The 16,238-nt window shown below is 72.0% G+C and carries 16 protein-coding genes and 2 tRNA genes; 4 read left to right on the top strand and 14 right to left on the bottom strand.

The window, feature by feature from the left end:
- Positions 1-32 precede the first annotated feature (32 nt).
- The 6 genes from ACIBEC_RS16265 to ACIBEC_RS16240 form a co-directional block, all read right to left on the bottom strand.
- A complete protein-coding gene (locus tag ACIBEC_RS16265) occupies positions 33-350 on the bottom strand; it encodes a hypothetical protein (RefSeq protein WP_360494199.1) in 318 nt (105 codons plus the stop codon).
- Positions 351-484: 134 nt separating this feature from the next.
- Positions 485-1,063, bottom strand: a complete 579-nt coding sequence (pth, locus tag ACIBEC_RS16260; RefSeq protein ID WP_360494201.1) for an aminoacyl-tRNA hydrolase — start codon at positions 1,061-1,063, stop codon at positions 485-487.
- 133 nt (positions 1,064-1,196) lie between these two features.
- Positions 1,197-1,784, bottom strand: a complete 588-nt coding sequence (locus tag ACIBEC_RS16255) for a 50S ribosomal protein L25/general stress protein Ctc (RefSeq protein WP_360494204.1) — start codon at positions 1,782-1,784, stop codon at positions 1,197-1,199.
- A gap of 277 nt (positions 1,785-2,061) precedes the next feature.
- The gene (locus ACIBEC_RS16250; protein ID WP_360494207.1) at positions 2,062-3,039 is read right to left on the bottom strand and encodes a ribose-phosphate diphosphokinase; all 978 of its coding nucleotides are present in this window, start codon (positions 3,037-3,039) and stop codon (positions 2,062-2,064) included.
- 214 nt (positions 3,040-3,253) lie between these two features.
- A complete protein-coding gene (gene glmU, locus ACIBEC_RS16245) occupies positions 3,254-4,708 on the bottom strand; it encodes a bifunctional UDP-N-acetylglucosamine diphosphorylase/glucosamine-1-phosphate N-acetyltransferase GlmU (RefSeq protein WP_360494210.1) in 1,455 nt (484 codons plus the stop codon).
- A 143-nt stretch (positions 4,709-4,851) separates the two neighbouring features.
- Positions 4,852-4,922: transfer RNA gene (locus tag ACIBEC_RS16240), tRNA-Gln, on the bottom strand.
- 250 nt (positions 4,923-5,172) lie between these two features.
- On the opposite strand from ACIBEC_RS16240, the gene ACIBEC_RS16235 reads away from it, so the two are divergent.
- Both ACIBEC_RS16235 and ACIBEC_RS16230 read left to right on the top strand, forming a co-directional pair.
- Entirely contained in the window at positions 5,173-6,192 is a 1,020-nt protein-coding gene (locus ACIBEC_RS16235; protein ID WP_360494213.1) for a fatty acid desaturase, read from the top strand.
- A gap of 188 nt (positions 6,193-6,380) precedes the next feature.
- The gene (locus tag ACIBEC_RS16230) at positions 6,381-6,983 is read left to right on the top strand and encodes a TetR/AcrR family transcriptional regulator (RefSeq protein ID WP_045710789.1); all 603 of its coding nucleotides are present in this window, start codon (positions 6,381-6,383) and stop codon (positions 6,981-6,983) included.
- An 88-nt stretch (positions 6,984-7,071) separates the two neighbouring features.
- Here ACIBEC_RS16230 and ACIBEC_RS16225 read toward each other — a convergent pair whose 3' ends face one another.
- Positions 7,072-7,863, bottom strand: coding sequence for a methyltransferase domain-containing protein (locus ACIBEC_RS16225; protein ID WP_360494216.1), 792 nt, complete (start codon positions 7,861-7,863; stop codon positions 7,072-7,074).
- Between the two features lie 110 nt (positions 7,864-7,973).
- Between ACIBEC_RS16225 and ACIBEC_RS16220 the strand changes: the two genes are divergently transcribed.
- Positions 7,974-8,471, top strand: coding sequence for a MarR family transcriptional regulator (locus ACIBEC_RS16220; RefSeq protein WP_360494219.1), 498 nt, complete (start codon positions 7,974-7,976; stop codon positions 8,469-8,471).
- A gap of 122 nt (positions 8,472-8,593) precedes the next feature.
- Here the strand turns inward: ACIBEC_RS16220 and ACIBEC_RS16215 are convergent, their stop codons facing one another.
- The 5 genes from ACIBEC_RS16215 to ACIBEC_RS16195 all read right to left on the bottom strand — a co-directional run bounded on the left by ACIBEC_RS16215 (position 8,594) and on the right by ACIBEC_RS16195 (position 12,725).
- Entirely contained in the window at positions 8,594-9,601 is a 1,008-nt protein-coding gene (locus tag ACIBEC_RS16215; protein WP_360494222.1) for a response regulator transcription factor, read from the bottom strand.
- 344 nt (positions 9,602-9,945) lie between these two features.
- The gene (galE, locus tag ACIBEC_RS16210) at positions 9,946-10,908 is read right to left on the bottom strand and encodes a UDP-glucose 4-epimerase GalE (RefSeq protein WP_360494225.1); all 963 of its coding nucleotides are present in this window, start codon (positions 10,906-10,908) and stop codon (positions 9,946-9,948) included.
- 293 nt (positions 10,909-11,201) lie between these two features.
- A complete protein-coding gene (locus ACIBEC_RS16205) occupies positions 11,202-11,870 on the bottom strand; it encodes a response regulator transcription factor (protein WP_360494228.1) in 669 nt (222 codons plus the stop codon).
- A gap of 163 nt (positions 11,871-12,033) precedes the next feature.
- Positions 12,034-12,106: transfer RNA gene (locus ACIBEC_RS16200), tRNA-Thr, on the bottom strand.
- Positions 12,107-12,245: 139 nt separating this feature from the next.
- The gene (locus ACIBEC_RS16195; protein ID WP_360494231.1) at positions 12,246-12,725 is read right to left on the bottom strand and encodes a helix-turn-helix domain-containing protein; all 480 of its coding nucleotides are present in this window, start codon (positions 12,723-12,725) and stop codon (positions 12,246-12,248) included.
- A 200-nt stretch (positions 12,726-12,925) separates the two neighbouring features.
- Between ACIBEC_RS16195 and ACIBEC_RS16190 the strand changes: the two genes are divergently transcribed.
- Positions 12,926-13,522, top strand: a complete 597-nt coding sequence (locus ACIBEC_RS16190; RefSeq protein WP_360494234.1) for a flavodoxin family protein — start codon at positions 12,926-12,928, stop codon at positions 13,520-13,522.
- 54 nt (positions 13,523-13,576) lie between these two features.
- On the opposite strand, the gene ACIBEC_RS16185 is transcribed toward ACIBEC_RS16190, so the two are convergent.
- Together ACIBEC_RS16185 and ACIBEC_RS16180 are read right to left on the bottom strand one after the other, a co-directional pair.
- A complete protein-coding gene (locus ACIBEC_RS16185; protein WP_360494237.1) occupies positions 13,577-14,911 on the bottom strand; it encodes an MFS transporter in 1,335 nt (444 codons plus the stop codon).
- A gap of 191 nt (positions 14,912-15,102) precedes the next feature.
- The gene (locus ACIBEC_RS16180) at positions 15,103-16,230 is read right to left on the bottom strand and encodes a S8 family serine peptidase (RefSeq protein ID WP_360494240.1); all 1,128 of its coding nucleotides are present in this window, start codon (positions 16,228-16,230) and stop codon (positions 15,103-15,105) included.
- Positions 16,231-16,238 lie beyond the last annotated feature (8 nt).

The raw sequence follows: 16,238 nt of genomic DNA, 5'->3' as shown, positions 1-16,238 counted from the left end.
CCCTGGAGGCACCGGCCCCTGAGGACTCGTGACTACTCCGCGGGCTCGCCCGCGCGCCTGCGCTTCAACCACAGCGCCGCTCCGCCGGCCGCCACCACCAGGCCGCCGCCGACGGCCAGCAGCCCCGCGTCGGGGCCCATCGACTCGCCGAGGACCGGCTGCGCCGCCGCCGGCTCCGGGGCGATCAGCGGATCCGGCTCCGCCACCGGGTCCGCGTGCGCCACCGCGCCGCTGGACAACAGCACTCCGGCCGCCCCCAGCGCACCGGCCGTACCGACCCGTCGTCCGAACTGCTTCAGCCGGACCACCCGGATCCGCCGCAGTGGGCGGACCGGACCCAATCCCCGCATCGAGAACTCCCCAGGACTCGTTCGCGTACCGGGCCGACGGTATCCGATCCCGCACAGGCTTCTCACATGGATTCAGGTTTGGCCGGTCAAGCGTTGTACGACTGTTGCGTACCCACCGCCCTGTTGACGGAGGTTCAGGAGTTGTACGTCCCCTGCGCCCGCTCCAGCCCCTCGTACAGCAGCGCCTCCACCGCGTCCGCGGAGCGGTCCACGAACCAGTCCAGCTCCTTGCGCTCGGTCGAGGAGAAGTCCTTCAGCACGAAGTCCGCGACCTCCATCCGGCCCGGCGGGCGGCCGATCCCGCAGCGCACCCGGTGGTACTCGGGGCCCAGCGACTTGGTGATCGACTTCAGCCCGTTGTGGCCGTTGTCCCCGCCGCCCAGCTTCAGCCGCAGCGCCGCGTAGTCGATGTCCAGCTCGTCGTGGACCGCGATCAGCGCGGCGGCCGGCACCTTGTAGAAGTCGCGCAGCGCCGTCACCGGCCCGCCGGACAGGTTCATGAAGGACATCGGCTTGGCCAGCACCACCCGCTTGCCCGCCAGCCGGCCCTCGGCCACCTGCGCCCGACTCTTGTGCGCCTTGAACTTGGCGCCCATCCGCTGCGCCAGCAGGTCCACCACCATGAACCCGATGTTGTGCCGGTTCCGGGCGTACTGCTCGCCCGGGTTGCCCAGCCCGACCACCAGCCAGGGGCCCTCGTACTCGTCCGCCATCGTGCCCTCACTCCTCGCCTTCACGCTCGACGCCATCATCCCCGGAGACGCCGCATCCCGGACACACCGCTGCCCCGGTCGCTCCAGCGGGAGCGACCGGGGCAGCGGTCTCAACTGGCTACTGCGGCGAGGCTCAGGCCTCGGCGCCCTCGGCCTCGACGGCCTCGTCCTCGGCCGGGGCGGCCTGGGCGCCGATGACCTGCAGCACGACGGCGTCGGCCTCGACGGCCAGGGTGACGCCGGCCGGCAGGGTGATGTCCTTGGCGTGGATGGAGGCACCGGCCTCCAGGCCCTCGACCGAGACGGTCACGGACTCGGGCAGGTGGGTGGCCTCGGCCTCGATCGGCAGGGCGTTCAGCACGTGCTCGAGCAGGTTGCCGCCGGGGGCCAGCTCGCCCTCGGTGAGGACCGGGATCTCGACGGTGACCTTCTCGCCGCGCTTGACCAGCAGCAGGTCGACGTGCTCGATGGTGCGCTTGATGGCCTCACGCTGGACGGCCTTCGGCAGCACGTACTCGTCCTTGCCCTCGATCGGCACGACCAGCAGGGCGTTCGGGGTCTTCAGGGCCATCATCAGGTCGTGGCCGGGCAGGTTCAGGTGAACCGGGGCGTGGCCGTGGCCGTAGACGACACCCGGGACGAAGCCGGCGCGGCGGGCGCGACGGGCGGCACCCTTGCCGAACTCGGTACGGGTCTCAGCAGCAATACGGATCTCGGACACGACTGCACTCCTCGTGAAGACTTGGCGCGGGGGTGCAGGCAACGCGAAAAACCGCCGGGACCACACCCTCAGTACGTTCGGGGGTCACTCGGCGGCAACGGCCTGCCGGCGGGATCGGAATCCGGCAGCGCGTCGATCACGGATCGGGCGCCCGTCGAGCAGGCGCACGGCATCCCTCGCCGAGCAGTTTCACGAGTCTAACCGCATCTACGGCTTCCCGCGAAATCGGCGGCGGCCCCGGCCCACTGGGGGACCGGGGCCGCCTGCGCGGGCTTCGTCAGTGCACGCCCTCGAAGAGGCTCGTGACCGAACCCTCCTCGAACACCTCGCGGATCGCGGCCGCGATCGACGGGGCGATGGACAGCGTGGTGATCTTGTCCAGCTGGAGCTGCGCCGGGGTGGGCAGCGTGTTGGTGAACACGAACTCGCTGACCCGCGAGTTCTTCAGCCGGTCCGCGGCCGGGCCGGAGAGCACACCGTGGGTGGCCGCCACCAGGACGTCCGCGGCGCCGTTGTCGAACAGCGCGTCGGCCGCGGCGCAGATCGTGCCGGCGGTGTCGATCATGTCGTCGACCAGGACGCAGACCCGGTCCTTGACGTCACCGACGACGTCGGCCGACAGGATGGTGTTGGCCTGGGTGATGTCGCGGCGCTTGTGGATGATCGCCAGCGGGGCGTCCAGACGGTCGCACCACTGGTCGGCCACCTTCACCCGGCCGGCGTCCGGCGAGACGACGGTCAGCTTGGAGCGGTCCACCTTCTCGCCGATGTAGTCGGCCAGCAGCGGCAGCGCGAAGAGGTGGTCCACCGGGCCCTCGAAAAAGCCCTGGATCTGCGCGGTGTGCAGGTCCACGGCCATCAGGCGGTCGGCACCTGCCTGGCGCAGCAGGTCGGCGACCAGCCGGGCCGAGATGGGCTCGCGGCCGAGGTGCTTCTTGTCCTGGCGGGCGTAGCCGTAGAACGGCAGGATCGCGGTGATGCTCTTGGCGGAGGCCCGCTTCAGAGCATCGATCATGATCAGCTGCTCCATGATCCACTGGTTGATGGGAGCCGTGTGGCTCTGCATCACGAAGCAGTCCGCGCCGCGGGCGGACTCCAGGAAGCGGACGTAGATCTCGCCGTTGGCGAAGTCCAGGGCCTTGGTGGGGACCAGCTCGGTCCCCAGCGCCGCGGCCACCTCACTCGCCAGTTCCGGGTGGGCACGGCCGGAGAAGAGCTTGAGCTTCTTCTCACCCGACGTCGTGATCCCGCTCACTGCACCGTCTCCTCGCGTTGCGGACGCTGATCCCTCGACCCGATGCGGGCAGGCGAGGCCCACGCGCGGTACGGGGTCGGGGAAATGTCGGTACGCCTGGACACGGGCGGAAAGCCCAGTGGCGCACGTATGTCCCCCAGGTTACGCGCCCGCACGGAAACCGTCCGCCTCGGGACCGCCCCTCGGACTTCCACCCGGACTTCCGCCCGTCGCGTCAGGCCTCCGTGGCCCCGTCCGTCGCGGCCTTCGCCGCCTGCGCCGACGTGGTGCCGGGGCGCTTGCGCTCGACCCAGCCCTCGATGTTGCGCTGGTGGGCGCGGTTCACGCCGAGCGCGCCCGGCGGGACGTCGGTGGTGATCACCGAGCCGGCGCCGGTGTAAGCGCCGTCACCGACGGTGACCGGGGCGATGAACATGTTGTCCGAACCGGTGCGGCAGTGCGCGCCGATGACCGTGCGGTGCTTGTTCACGCCGTCGTAGTTCACGGTGACCGAGGCCGCGCCGACGTTGGTGCCCTCGCCGATCGTGGCGTCGCCGATGTACGACAGGTGCGGCACCTTGGCGCCCTCGCCCAGCTCGGAGTTCTTGATCTCGACGTAGGTGCCGACCTTCGCCTTGCGGGCCAGCTTCGCCCCCGGCCGCAGGTAGGCGTACGGGCCCGCGGTGGCCAGCTCGCCCACCTCGGCGCGGTCGGCCGTGGTGTTGCTCACGCGGGCGCCGGCGCCGACCAGGGTGTCCTTCAGGGTGGAGTTCGGACCGACCTCGCAGCCCTCGGCCAGGTGGGTGGCGCCCTGCAGCTGGGTGTTGGGCAGCACCAGGGCGTCCGGCTCGTAGGTCACCTGCACGTCGAACCAGGTGGTCGCCGGGTCCACCACGGTGACGCCCGCGCGCATCGCCCGCTCCAGCAGGCGGTCGTTCAGCAGCCGGCGGGCCTGCGCCAGCTGGACCCGGTCGTTGATACCCAGGATGTCCCGGTGGTCCTCGGCGACCACGGCGCCCACCCGGTGGCCGGCCTTGCGCAGGATCTCCAGGGTGTCGGTCAGGTACTCCTCGCCCTGCGAGTTGTCCGTGGTGAGTTCGGCCAGCGCCTCGACCAGCAGCTTGGCGTCGAAGGCGAAGACACCCGAGTTGATCTCGGCGATCGCGCGCTGGGTGTCGCTGGCGTCCCGCTCCTCGACGATCGAGGCGACAGTGCCGTCCTCGTCGCGCAGGATCCGGCCGTAGCCGAAGGGCTCCGGGACGACGGCGGTCAGCACGGTGACGCCGTTCTGCTGGGCCGTGTGCGCGTCCGCCAGTCGGCGCAGGGTCGCCCCGGTCAGCAGCGGCGAGTCGCCGGCGGTGACGATCACGGTGCCGTCCAGCACCACACCGTCGGCGGCCAGCGCCTCCAGCGCCGTCCGCACCGCGTGCCCGGTGCCGTTCTGCTCCTCCTGGACCGCGGTCCGCACCGCAGGGTAGTGCTCCGCCAGGTGCGCCTGGACCTGCTCGCGCTGGTGCCCGACGACCACCACGAGCTGCGCGGGCGTCAGTTCCCGAGCCGCCGCCACCGAGTGGCCCACCAGGGACCGCCCGCACACCTCGTGCAGCACCTTGGGCAGCTTGTTCGACTTCATCCGGGTCCCGCCACCGGCGGCGAGCACGACAACGGCGGCAAGCGAATTGGCACCCATGCGGGGAGGCTCCTCGGTAGGTTCACAGAGAGGGCAGAGCAGACCCGGCCGGGACCCAGGCCGGTCGCCATACGCACAGTCCGCCGAGCAGCACCGACAATACCGGCGCGGTGGAAGACGCCCGAACCGGAGGCGTGCAGAGGCTCCGCCGCTAGGATTCGAACCCAGACAAAGGCCTCCAAAGGGCCCTGTGCTGCCATTACACCACGGCGGACAGTCGTGTCAGACCCTACCCGAGTGGACCCCACCCTGGGTATCGACTTGCACCGATCCGTATGGCTCCGATGCGCGGTTCCCGACCGGACTCCCCCGGCCCCGGGTTCATCCATCCAGTCGGGTGAATTCACTCAAGCGCCGCGCGGCTGCGTGTTCCCCTGGGCGCGAAGCGCAACCTACGATGCCGTAAGTTACGCCAACGTAGGATCCGCTTCTCTCCCGTTCCGGGACGCCGCAAGGGGACGCCCATGACCATCCAGGCAGGCCAGGCGCGCGCAGGGACCGCCGCGTCCCGCACTCCGTTTCCCGATCCCGACACCGACACCGACATCGGCACCGATCCCGCCACCGCAGCCACGCAGGTGTCCGCCACCCGTGGCGGGGAGAAGCAGGGCCTGGCCGAGCGGGCCGCACTCGGCCTGTTCATCCTCGTGCCGTTCGCCGCGCTGCTGGCCGCCGTACCGGTGGTCTGGGGCTGGGGGCTGGGGTGGACGGACGTGGCGATCACCGTCTCCATGTACTTCCTCACCTGCCACGGCATCACCGTCGGCTACCACCGCTACTTCACCCACAGCGCGTTCAAGGCCAACCGCCCGATGCGCCTCGCCCTGGCGATCGTCGGGAGCCTCGCGGTCGAGGGCCCGCTGGTGCGCTGGGTCGCGGACCACCGCAAGCACCACCGGTTCAGCGACAAGGAGGGCGACCCGCACTCGCCCTGGCGCTACGGGGAGAGCATCCCGGCGCTGATGAAGGGCCTGTGGTGGGCCCACATGGGCTGGATGTTCGACGAGGAGCAGACCTCCCAGCTCAAGTACGCCCCCGACCTGGTCCGCGACCCGGCCATAAGGCGGATCTCCCGACTGTTCTGGCTCTGGACCACGATCTCGCTGGCGCTGCCCGCGCTGATCGGCGGCCTGGTGACGCTGTCCTGGACCGGCGCGCTGTCCGCCTTCTTCTGGGGTTCGCTGGTCCGGGTGGGGCTGCTGCACCACGTCACCTGGTCGATCAACTCGATCTGCCACGCCGTCGGCCGGCGCCCGTTCCGCTCCCGGGACCGCTCCGGCAACGTCTGGTGGCTCGCGGTGCTCTCCTGCGGCGAGTCCTGGCACAACCTGCACCACGCCGACCCGACCGCGGCCCGGCACGGGGTGCTGCGCGGGCAGATCGACTCCTCGGCCCGGCTGATCCGCTGGTTCGAGCTGGCCGGCTGGGTGCGGGACGTCCGCTGGCCGGACGCGCAGCGGATCGCCGCCCGCCGCGCCGCATGAGGCGGCGCTTCCAGCATGATGTAGGGGTGAACGGGAGCAGCGCAGACAGCACAGGCGGTCACCACAGCACGCGGACCAACGCGGCGCCCGCTACGGCGCCGGCCCGTCCGCGGGCCGCTGCACCGACGGGCGGGACCGCCGACGGGGCCGGCGGCCCGGCCGCCCCCGCCCCGCGCCGCCGGGTCCGGATGACCGGCAAGCAGCGGCGCGAACAGCTGCTGGAGATCGGCCGGACGGTCTTCGCGGAGCGCGGCTACGACGGCACCTCGGTGGAGGAGATCGCCGAACGCGCCGGGGTCTCGAAGCCCGTCGTGTACGAGCACTTCGGCGGCAAGGAGGGCCTGTACGCGGTGGTGGTGGACCGCGAGATGCAGCTGCTGCTGGACATGGTGACCGGGGCGCTGACCGGCGGACACTCCCGCGAGCTGCTGGAGCAGGCCGCCTTCGCGCTGATGGACTACATCGACACCTCGACGGACGGCTTCCGGATCCTGGTCCGGGACTCGCCGGTGGCCCAGTCGACCGGCACCTTCGCCTCGCTGATCAGCGACATCGCGACACAGGTGGAGGACATCCTGGGCCTGGAGTTCAAGTCGCGCGGCTTCGACGCGCGACTGGCCCCGATGTACTCGCAGATGCTGGTCGGGATGGTCGCGCTGACCGGCCAGTGGTGGCTGGAGGTCCGCAAGCCGGACAAGGCGACGGTGGCGGCGCACCTGGTGAACCTCGCCTGGCACGGCCTGGAGGGCCTGGAGCGACACCCGAGGCTGGTCGGCGACCGCACGGGCTGAGCAGCCCTCTACCTGACCTCTCCCGCTTGCCCTCTCCTGCCTGACCTACCCCGTTTGACCTCTCCTACCTGGCCTCTCCCGGTTGCCCCTACCGCTTGACGCCCACCGCGAAGATCCGCCGGAACGGGAAGACCGTCCCGGACGGCCCGGCCGGGTAGGCCTCGCGCAGCAGCCGCCCGTACTCGGCAAGGAAGGCGGTCCGGTCGGCCGGATCGTCGAGCCGGGTCAGCACGGGGCGCAGCGCGGTGCCCTTGACCCACTCCAGGACCGGGTCCGGCCCCGGGAGCGCGGTCAGGTAGGTGGTCTCCCAGACGTCCGGGTGGCAGCCGGCGGCGGCGAGGGCGTCGAGGTAGCGCTCGGGCGGGTGGACGCCGGGTCGGACGGCGTCCTCGCCGAGCAGGGCGCGCCAGCGGGGGCTGCGGCGCAGGTCGGCGAGCAGGGTGTGGCTGGGAGCGTCGAAGTTGCCGGGGACCTGGAAGGCGACGGCTCCACCGGGGCGCAGGGCGCCGGCCCAGCGCGGGACGAGGTCGAGGTGGCCGTCGACCCACTGCAGGGTGGCGTTGGAGACGACGAGGTCGGGCTCGGCCGGGGCCGGGTCGTAGTCGCGGGCGTCGGCGAGCAGGTACTCGGCGGTGGGTTCGCCCTCGGTACGGGCGGTGGCGAGCATCGGGGCGGAGTTGTCGACGCCGGTGATGCGGGCGTGCGGCCAGCGTTCGCGCAGGGCGGCGGTGGAGTTGCCGGGGCCGCAGCCGATGTCGAGGATCGTCTCCTCACCAGGGTGCGGAAGGGCGGGGACGCGGGCGAGCAGGTCGCGCAGCGGGCGGGTGCGTTCGTCGGCGAAGCGCAGGTACTGCGCCGGGTCCCAGACGGGGGTGGTCATGGTTCACCTCGAAGTATCTCGACATCAAGATATCTCGATGTAGCCTCGCTGGCACATTTCTCGATGTCAAGAGACTTCACATCGACACATCCACCGATACACTGATCGTCATGGAGGACGAGGTCGACAGGCTGGTCGCAGCGTGGCGCCGGGAGCGCCCCGACCTCGACGTGGAACCGCTCGAGGTGCTCAGCCGGGTCAGCCGGCTCGCCCGGCACCTGGACCGCGCCCGCCGCACCGCCTTCGCCGAGCACGGCCTGGAGCCCTGGGAGTTCGACGTCCTGACCGCCCTGCGGCGGGCCGGCTCCCCGTACCAGCTCTCCCCCGGGCAACTGCTCACCCAGACCCTGGTCACCTCCGGCACCATGACCAACCGGATCGACCGGCTCACCGGCAAGGGCCTGGTCAAGCGACTGCCCGACCCGGACGACCGGCGCGGCGTGCTGGTCCGGCTCACCGACGACGGCCGCGACCGCGCCGACCAGGCACTCGCCGGACTGCTCGCGCACGAGCGCGAACTGCTCGCCCAGCTCACCTCCGGCCAGCAGACCGAACTCGCCACGCTGCTGCGGCTGCTGATCTCCCCGTTCGACAATATCCCGGGCTGAACCGCGCCCGGGCGGGCGTCACAACCAGGCGACATGGCCAGGCGTCACGACCTGGCATCACGACCAGGCGTCACGACCTGGCATCACGACCAGGCGTCACGACCTGGCATCACGACCAGGCGTCACGGCCGCTCGACGGTGGCCGCCACGGACGGCGGCGGCGGCGCGGCCGGCTCGGCGGGGCTGACCCCGGCCCGGCGGGCGACCGCGACGGCGGCCAGCGTGGAGTGCACCCCGAGCTTGCCGAGCACGTTCTGCATGTGTGTCCGGACGGTGTGCGGCGAAAGGTAGAGCCGCTCCGCGACCGCCTGCCGACCCAGACCCGCGACCATGCAGCGCAGGATCTGCTTCTCCCGCGGGGTGAGGGTGTCCACCAGCCGCTCGCTCTCGGTGCGGTCCCGTCGGGCGGTGGTCAGTTCGCGGATCACCCCGGTGAGCAGCGCGGGCGGCAGATGCGTCTCGTCCCGCAGCACGCCCCGCACCACCGCGAGCAGCCGGGCCAGTGAACTCTCCTTGGCCACCCAGCCGGTGGCGCCCGCGTGCAGGGCCCGGGCGGCGCGGTGCGGATCGTCGGCGGTGGCCAGCACGACGGCGCGCAACCCGGGGTGGGCGCGGCGGAGGCGGGCGAGCAGGGTGATGCCGTCGGGCGGCGGGGCGGGGGGTCTGAGCTGGTCGGCCCGGAGCTGATCTGCCCGGAGGCGGTCGGCGCGGAGTGAGTCGGTCGGCTGGCGGGCGCCGGCCGGTGGCGCGCCCGGCACCGCGGACGACACCGGGGACACCAGCGGGGAGAGCACCCCTGGCGGTGCGGGCGGCCGTCGTGGCGGCGGCACAGGCGGGACCGCCCGGCGCCGGGCCTCCTCGCCGGGCTCCGCGCCGGGCCGTCGGCGGGCCGTCGGCGGAGCCGCCCCGGGCGGCCCGACCGCTCCGCCCCCGCCGGCCCCGAGGTCGGCGTCGATCAGCGCCACGTCGTAGACCCGGCCCTCGGCGGCGGCGCGCTCCAGCGCCCGCTCGGCGGCGGCCGCACTGCCGGCTGCACCCACCTCCACGTCGGGCTCGGCGGCGAGCGCCGCGGCCAGTGCTTCGGCGAAGATCCGGTGGTCGTCGACCACCAGGACGCGAATCCGACCCATCGTCCCTCCCCCTGCTCAGACCGCCCGAGCCGGGGAGCGGGGACCGGCCCGGCGCCCGCGTTCGGACCCGCCGCTCCGCCCGCCCACCGGTGGCCGGTGAGATCGAAAGGGCGCCGGCCCCCACCGGTACCGCGTTCAGCGTACGGGGTCGGGAAACGCCCTCGTGGCGATTTGGTGAAGTTTCGTCAGAAGGTGCGTACGTGACTGGACTTGCGCTCCGGCCGGTGCTCCGCCACTCCGGGCGCCGCTCCCGTACGGTCCGGGTGCGGCGCCCGCGGCGGGCGGCTACTGCTGGTGTCCGGCGGGCTGCCGGGCCTCGCGGGAGGCCGATGGGCCCGGCAGGCCTACCGGCCGTTCTTCTCCAGGGTGAACTTCCAGGCGTCGGCGACGATGTCGTCCAGGTTCGGGCGGCGCGGGGTCCAGCCCAGCGCCTCGTGGGCGCGGGCGGCCGAGGCCACCAGCACCGCCGGGTCGCCGGCGCGACGGTCGGCGACCTGAACCGGGATCTCCCGGCCGGTGACACGCTTGACCGACTCGATCACCTCGCGCACCGAGAAGCCGCTGCCGTTGCCCAGGTTGCAGATCAGGTGCTCGCCCGGCTTGGCGGCGTCCAGCGCCAGCAGGTGTGCGTCAGCCAGGTCCGCGACGTGGATGTAGTCGCGGATGCAGGTGCCGTCCGGGGTCGGGTAGTCGTCGCCGTACACCGCGATGTGCGGGCGCTGCCCGAGCGCGGCCTGGAAGACCAGCGGGATCAGGTGCGACTCGGGGTCGTGCCGCTCACCGTACGCACCGTACGCACCGGCCACGTTGAAGTAGCGCAGCGAGACGGCGGCCAGGCCGTGCGCGACGGCCTCACTGGTGATCAGGTGGTCCACGGCGAGCTTGGTGGCGCCGTAGGTGTTGGTCGGCGCGGTACGGGCGGTCTCGGCGATCGGCACGGCCTCCGGCTCGCCGTAGGTGGCGGCGGTGGAGGAGAAGACGAGCTTGCGCACGCCCGCCGCGCGCATCGCGCTGATCAGCTCCAGCGAGCCGGCCACGTTGTTGCGCCAGTACTTCTCCGGGTCCACGACCGACTCGCCGACCTGCGAGGAGGCGGCGAAGTGCAGCACGCCGTCGAAGGAGCCGTCCAGCACCTTGCCGGCCTCCTGGATCCGGCCCTCGACGAACTCGGCACCGGCCGGAACGCCCTCGCGGAAGCCGGTCGAGAGGTCGTCCAGGACGGTCACCTGGTGCCCCGCCTCCAGCAGGTGGGCGGCCACCACGCTGCCGACGTAGCCGGCGCCACCCGTGACCAGGTACTTACTCATGTTGAGACCTCCAGCGGGCGATGGTCCGCCCGGTCGGCGGGGCCATCGAAGGAATGCGTAGGACTGAGGCCATTCTCCCAATCCGCCGGGGTGCTCCCGACCACGCGGGTGGCCGCTCGCAGGCTCTTCACCAACTCCTCAGCCGCCGGACATCCCGGCCGCGCCCAGTCGCTGCCACGGCGGCTTGCCCTCCGGCTTCCTCGGGGCTTGCCCTCTGGCTTTCCCGACGTCTTCGCCTCCGCCTTCCCGGAGGGCTTGCGCCTCCGCCTCCCCCGCTGTCTTCCCGCGCCCCCTCAGCCGCCGGACATCCGCTCCAGCAGGCCGGTGCGCGCCGCCACCGCGGCCGCCTCCAGGCGGGTCCGCGCGCCGAGCTTCATCAGCACCCGCTGGACGTGCGTCCGGGCGGTGCTGGCGGCGATCCGCATCCCGGCGGCGATCGCGGCGGTGTCCTCACCGTCCGCGATCCGGGACAGCACCTGCACCTCACGCCGGGTCAGCAGCCGCAGCAACCGGACGGCCTCGTCGTCCGGTTCGGGCGCCGGACGCAGCAGTTGGTCGAAGGCCCCGCGCAGGATGTCCACCCCGACCGCGGCCTCGCCCGCCCGGGCCCGTCCGATGGCCCGCTCGACCACCTCGATCAGCTCGTCGCTGGGTACGTACCCCGCCGCGCCGGCCGCGAACGCCCCGGCCACGCCCCGCAGTTCACCCACCGGTCCGAGCACGATCACGGCCACCTCGGGACGCTCCCGGCGAATCCGGCGCAGCCCGTCGAAGGCGCCCGGCTCCCCAGGCGCGGCCACCCCCAGCAGACACACCTCGGGCCGCCGTCCGGCCACCAGGTCGGCGGCGACACCCGCCGGGGAGCCCACCGCGAGCACCCGGTGACCGCGCAGCTGCAGCGCGGTCGCCAACGCCTCGGCCAGCAGCCGATGGTCGTCCACCACCACGAGTCGAACGCCCATGACGCCCTCCCGGTCGGGGTCCGGCTCACGCCCGTACCCGTCGGGCGGGCGGCCGATGACGCACCATCACAGCGCATTCCGTACCCGACTCGCCAGCCCGTCGTGCATCGACTGTCAGCGGAAACGCGAAAGACCCCCGCCAGAGGCGAGGGTCTTCCAGTTGAGCCCCCATGCGGAATCGAACCGCAGACCTTCTCCTTACCATGGAGACGCTCTACCGACTGAGCTATAGGGGCTTGCCGGATTTTCACCGGGCCGGTCGAACAAGGAAGACATTACACGGCCGCCGGCCCGGAAGGGAAATCGGCCCCGGCCGGCCCCCGACCGGCGGCGCTCGGGCCCCTCTCCACCTCCTCCACGCCCCCTCCCGCGGCCTCAGCCGTCGGCGTGGGCCGCGTCGAACTCCTCGCGGGCCGCCATCATCTGCCCGGTGCGATGCTCCGTCCACCGGCCGAGCGGCGTGACCAGCTCGGCCAGTTCGCGGCCGAGTGGCAGCAGGTCGTAGACCACCCGCGGCGGCGTCTCCGGGAAGACCGTGCGGAGCAGCAGGCCGCTGCGCTCCAGGTTGCGCAGCGACTGGGTGAGCATCTTGCGACTGACCCCGCCGACCCCGCGCTGGAGCTCGGAGAAGCGCTGCGGCCCGCAGGCGGCGAGGCTCATCAGGATCAGCAGTGACCACTTGTCGGCCAGCTCGGCGAACACCTCGCGGCTGGGGCAGAGCCGGCCGAAGACGTCGTACTCCTCCTCTGCCGACCCGTCCTGCCCCGCCGGCTCGCCCCGCTCCGCCGGCTCGTGCCGCGCCCGCTGCTCCTCGTGCTGCCCCGCCCGGGCCCGGGTCGCTTCCTCGGTCGTCATGCCATCCAGGGTAGCCCTGCGGTCTCCAATCCACCCTTGGTAACCAATAGAGACCTGGTCTATATTGGAGACCGAAGACGGCCCGGGGCCGCCTCACCTCGACCGCCCCACGTCCGTCCGCACGCCTGTCCCCACTTCTGTCCCCACGCCTTGGGCCGACTCCCGCCGGCCCACGCCCGACCCCTCCCTGGAGTGCCCGCATGACCGCCGTCCGTCCGACCATCGCCCTCGCCTACCACTCCGGTTACGGCCACACCGCCGTGATCGCCGAGGCCGTCGCCCGCGGCGCCGCCGACGCAGGTGCCGAGGTCGTCTCGATCGCCGTCGACACCATCACCGAGGAGCAGTGGGCCCAGCTGGACGCCGCCGACGCGATCGTCTTCGGCTCCCCCACCTACATGGGCACCGCCTCCGGCGCCTTCCACGTCTTCGCCGAGGCCACCAGCAAGCGCTGGTTCACCGACGCCTGGAAGGACAAGGTCGCGGCCGGCTTCACCAACTCCGCCTCCAAGAGCGGCGACAAGGCGGGCACCCTCGGCTTCTTCCAGACCCTCGCCGCCCAGCACGGCATGAGCTGGGTCAACCTCGGCCTCAAGCCCGGCTGGAACGCCACCACCGCCTCCGAGAACGACCTCAACCGCCTCGGCTTCTTCAGCGGCGCCGCCGCCTCCTCCCCGTCCGACGCCGGCCCGGAGGCCGTCCACAAGGCCGACATCGCGACCGCCGAGCACCTGGGCGCCCGCGTCACCGAGCACACCGCCGTGGTCCTGGCCGGCCGCGCCGCCCTGGCCGGCTGACCCTTCCGCCGCGCCCACGCCACACCTGCACCGCGCCAACACCAACGCCACGGCCTACGCCGCCGGATCCGCCCCCCACCGGGGCGCCCGGCGGCGTCCGCCGTCCACCGCCCCGAGCTCGGCCCCGGTCGTCTCCGGCAGCAGCCGCAAACACCCCAGGGCCAGCGCGCCCAGCCCCGCCAGATACCAGCCCACCGGCTCCGCCGTCCCGTACACCCCGGTCAACCGCGTCGCCACCAGCGGCGTCGCCGCACCGCCGATCACGCCACCCAGGTTGTACGTCAACGCGGCGCCCGTGTACCGCACCCGGGTCGGAAACAACTCCGGCAGGAACGCCGCCACCGGCCCGAACATGCAGCCCAACACCACCATCGCACCCGCCAGCCCGACGAACATCAGCGACCGGCTCACCGTCTCCAACAGCGGGAACAGCACCAGCGACCAGCCCACCGCAAGGCCCGTCGCCCACCCCAACGTCCGCCGCCGCCCCCACCGGTCACTGCGCGAGGCACTCAGCCACACCATCCCGGCCATGCCCACCGCACCGACCAGCAGCATCGTCAGCACCACCGTGCTCGCCACCCCGAGCCCCGAGGTCGCGTACGCCAGCGAATACGTCGTGGTCAGGTAGAACAGCGCGTACCCCATCGTGATCGCCCCGCCGCCCGCCAACACCGGACGCCAGTGCTCACGCACCACCTCCAGCACCGGCGGCCGCTCCCCGCGCCCAGCCGACCGGAACAGCGGCGACTCCTCGATCCGCAGCCGCACGAACAACCCCACCACGACCAGCGCGAACGAGGCCAAGAACGGCACCCGCCAGCCCCACGCGCGGAACGCCCGCTCATCCAGCCCGAGTTGAAGCGCCAGGAACACCCCGTTCGCCAACACGAACCCGCACGTCGGCCCCAACTGCAGAAACCCCCCGTAACGCCCCCGCCGCTCCGCCGGCGCATTCTCCGCGATCAGCAACGCCGCCCCACCCCACTCCCCACCCAACCCGACGCCCTGGCACACCCGCAGCACCACCAACACCACCGGCGCCCACCACCCCCAGGCCGCGAACCCCGGCAGCACCCCCACCGCCGCCGTCGCCAACCCCATCAACAACAGCGACACCACCAACGTCGCCCTCCGCCCCACCCGGTCCCCGAAATGCCCGAACACCACCGCCCCCAACGGCCGGGCCAAGAACGCCACCGCGTACACCGAGAAAGCCGCCAACAGCGCCCCCACCGCGCCCAACCCAGGAAAGAACACCGGCCCGAACACCAACGCGGCCGCCGTCCCGTAAATGAAGAAGTCGTAGAACTCGATCGCCGTCCCGATCAACGCCGCAGCCGCCGCCCGCCGCAACTGCCCTACCCGCCAAGCACCCTCCGCATCCATACCACCACCCTCACCACCCCGCCCCCACCCCCACCAGCCCCCACCCGAGTGACCACGGCGCACACCCACCAACCCCACGCCCGAGCCGCACTCCCCCACCACCCCCAGCCGGACGCGCGATCCCACCCGAAACAACGCCGCCCGGCCGCCGACACCACCAGCGACCGGGCGAAGACAAGCCGGTTCCCGGCCTACCGCGCGTACGGGTTGCCCCCCGGAGGCACCTGAACCCCGGGCTCCCCAGCCGACTTCCGCCGCACCACCACGAACACCACCCCGGCCAGCAGCACCAACCCAGCCACCACCCCAGCCACAACCGGAAGCGCGCCGCCCGACCCGGACGACACATCAGCCTTCGGCTGCACCGACGGCGCACCAACGGCCACGTCCGTCGGACTCGCGGGCGGGCTCGGCGCCGACGACGCAGGCGCGGACGCACTCGCCGAAGCCGATGGCGCGGCCGAAGGCACGGTCGTCGCAACGGGAATCGGCGACACATCCGCCGGACCGGGATCGCCCGGATCCGTCAACGCAATGCGCGGCCGCACCGCGCCGTATCCCGCACTGTCGGTACGATCCGCGCCGTTGGCCGGCTTACCGGCCGTGTTGACGAGGACCCGCAGGACCTGGTTCGCCGTCCAGGTCGGATGCACCGACCACACCAGCGCCGCCGAGGCGGAGACAAGAGCTGTCGAGTCCGACGTGCCGTGGCTTTTACAGTACCCAGGGGGGCCTGTGCAGGCCTCGATCATGTCCATACCGGGGGCCACAAGTGCAACCTGCGGTCCGCTTTCGGACTCGGAAGTCACCGTGCCGTTCCGGTCAGAGGCCCCCACTCCCACCACATTGGGAAGGGCGCCCGGGTATTCGACGATATTCCCCTGCTCGCCAGAGTTTCCGACGCTGGCGACCACCAGCGATCCCTTCGCCCGAGCTCCCGCCAGGATTTTGTTGAGCTTCTCCACATCCGCCGAGGAAGTCGTGACGGCAGCGGTCCCTTGCGAAATGTTGATGACCTTGGCGCCCTGCTCGACGGCATACGTCACGGCCTGCCCGATCTGGTCCAGGAAGTCAGCCGAAATCACCGACCGCTCGGATCCGTTGGCGATCTTCAGAGGAAGGATCTTGGCGCCAGGGGCAAGGCCGTAGGCCCCTTTGCCGCCATCCGATTTCCCGGTTCCCGCAATGAGGCTGGCCATCTGCGTGCCGTGGCCCTCGGCATAGGATCCGACACCACCCTGGCTTCCGCTGAAGTCCTTCCCCGGAAGGAACTGTCCGGCCAGATCCGGGTGGTCCAGCTTGAATCCGCTGTCGATCACCGCAACGG

The organism is Kitasatospora sp. NPDC051164, assembly GCF_044455625.1.
Classification (GTDB): Bacteria; Actinomycetota; Actinomycetes; order Streptomycetales; family Streptomycetaceae; genus Kitasatospora.
The sequence above is the reverse complement of the archived record's forward strand: the minus strand, read 5'-3'. Positions and strand labels throughout refer to the sequence as shown.

Excerpts from the sequence above, each read along its gene's own strand:
- ACIBEC_RS16265 (WP_360494199.1), bottom strand. The coding sequence starts at position 350 with ATGCGGGGATTGGGTCCGGTCCGCCCACTGCGGCGGATCCGGGTGGTC.
- pth (WP_360494201.1), bottom strand. The coding sequence starts at position 1,063 with ATGGCGGACGAGTACGAGGGCCCCTGGCTGGTGGTCGGGCTGGGCAAC.
- glmU (WP_360494210.1), bottom strand. The coding sequence starts at position 4,708 with ATGGGTGCCAATTCGCTTGCCGCCGTTGTCGTGCTCGCCGCCGGTGGC.
- ACIBEC_RS16235 (WP_360494213.1), top strand. The coding sequence starts at position 5,173 with ATGACCATCCAGGCAGGCCAGGCGCGCGCAGGGACCGCCGCGTCCCGC.
- ACIBEC_RS16230 (WP_045710789.1), top strand. The coding sequence starts at position 6,381 with ATGACCGGCAAGCAGCGGCGCGAACAGCTGCTGGAGATCGGCCGGACG.
- ACIBEC_RS16225 (WP_360494216.1), bottom strand. The coding sequence starts at position 7,863 with ATGACCACCCCCGTCTGGGACCCGGCGCAGTACCTGCGCTTCGCCGAC.
- ACIBEC_RS16220 (WP_360494219.1), top strand. The coding sequence starts at position 7,974 with ATGGAGGACGAGGTCGACAGGCTGGTCGCAGCGTGGCGCCGGGAGCGC.
- ACIBEC_RS16215 (WP_360494222.1), bottom strand. The coding sequence starts at position 9,601 with ATGGGTCGGATTCGCGTCCTGGTGGTCGACGACCACCGGATCTTCGCC.
- galE (WP_360494225.1), bottom strand. The coding sequence starts at position 10,908 with ATGAGTAAGTACCTGGTCACGGGTGGCGCCGGCTACGTCGGCAGCGTG.
- ACIBEC_RS16205 (WP_360494228.1), bottom strand. The coding sequence starts at position 11,870 with ATGGGCGTTCGACTCGTGGTGGTGGACGACCATCGGCTGCTGGCCGAG.
- ACIBEC_RS16195 (WP_360494231.1), bottom strand. The coding sequence starts at position 12,725 with ATGACGACCGAGGAAGCGACCCGGGCCCGGGCGGGGCAGCACGAGGAG.
- ACIBEC_RS16190 (WP_360494234.1), top strand. The coding sequence starts at position 12,926 with ATGACCGCCGTCCGTCCGACCATCGCCCTCGCCTACCACTCCGGTTAC.
- ACIBEC_RS16185 (WP_360494237.1), bottom strand. The coding sequence starts at position 14,911 with ATGGATGCGGAGGGTGCTTGGCGGGTAGGGCAGTTGCGGCGGGCGGCG.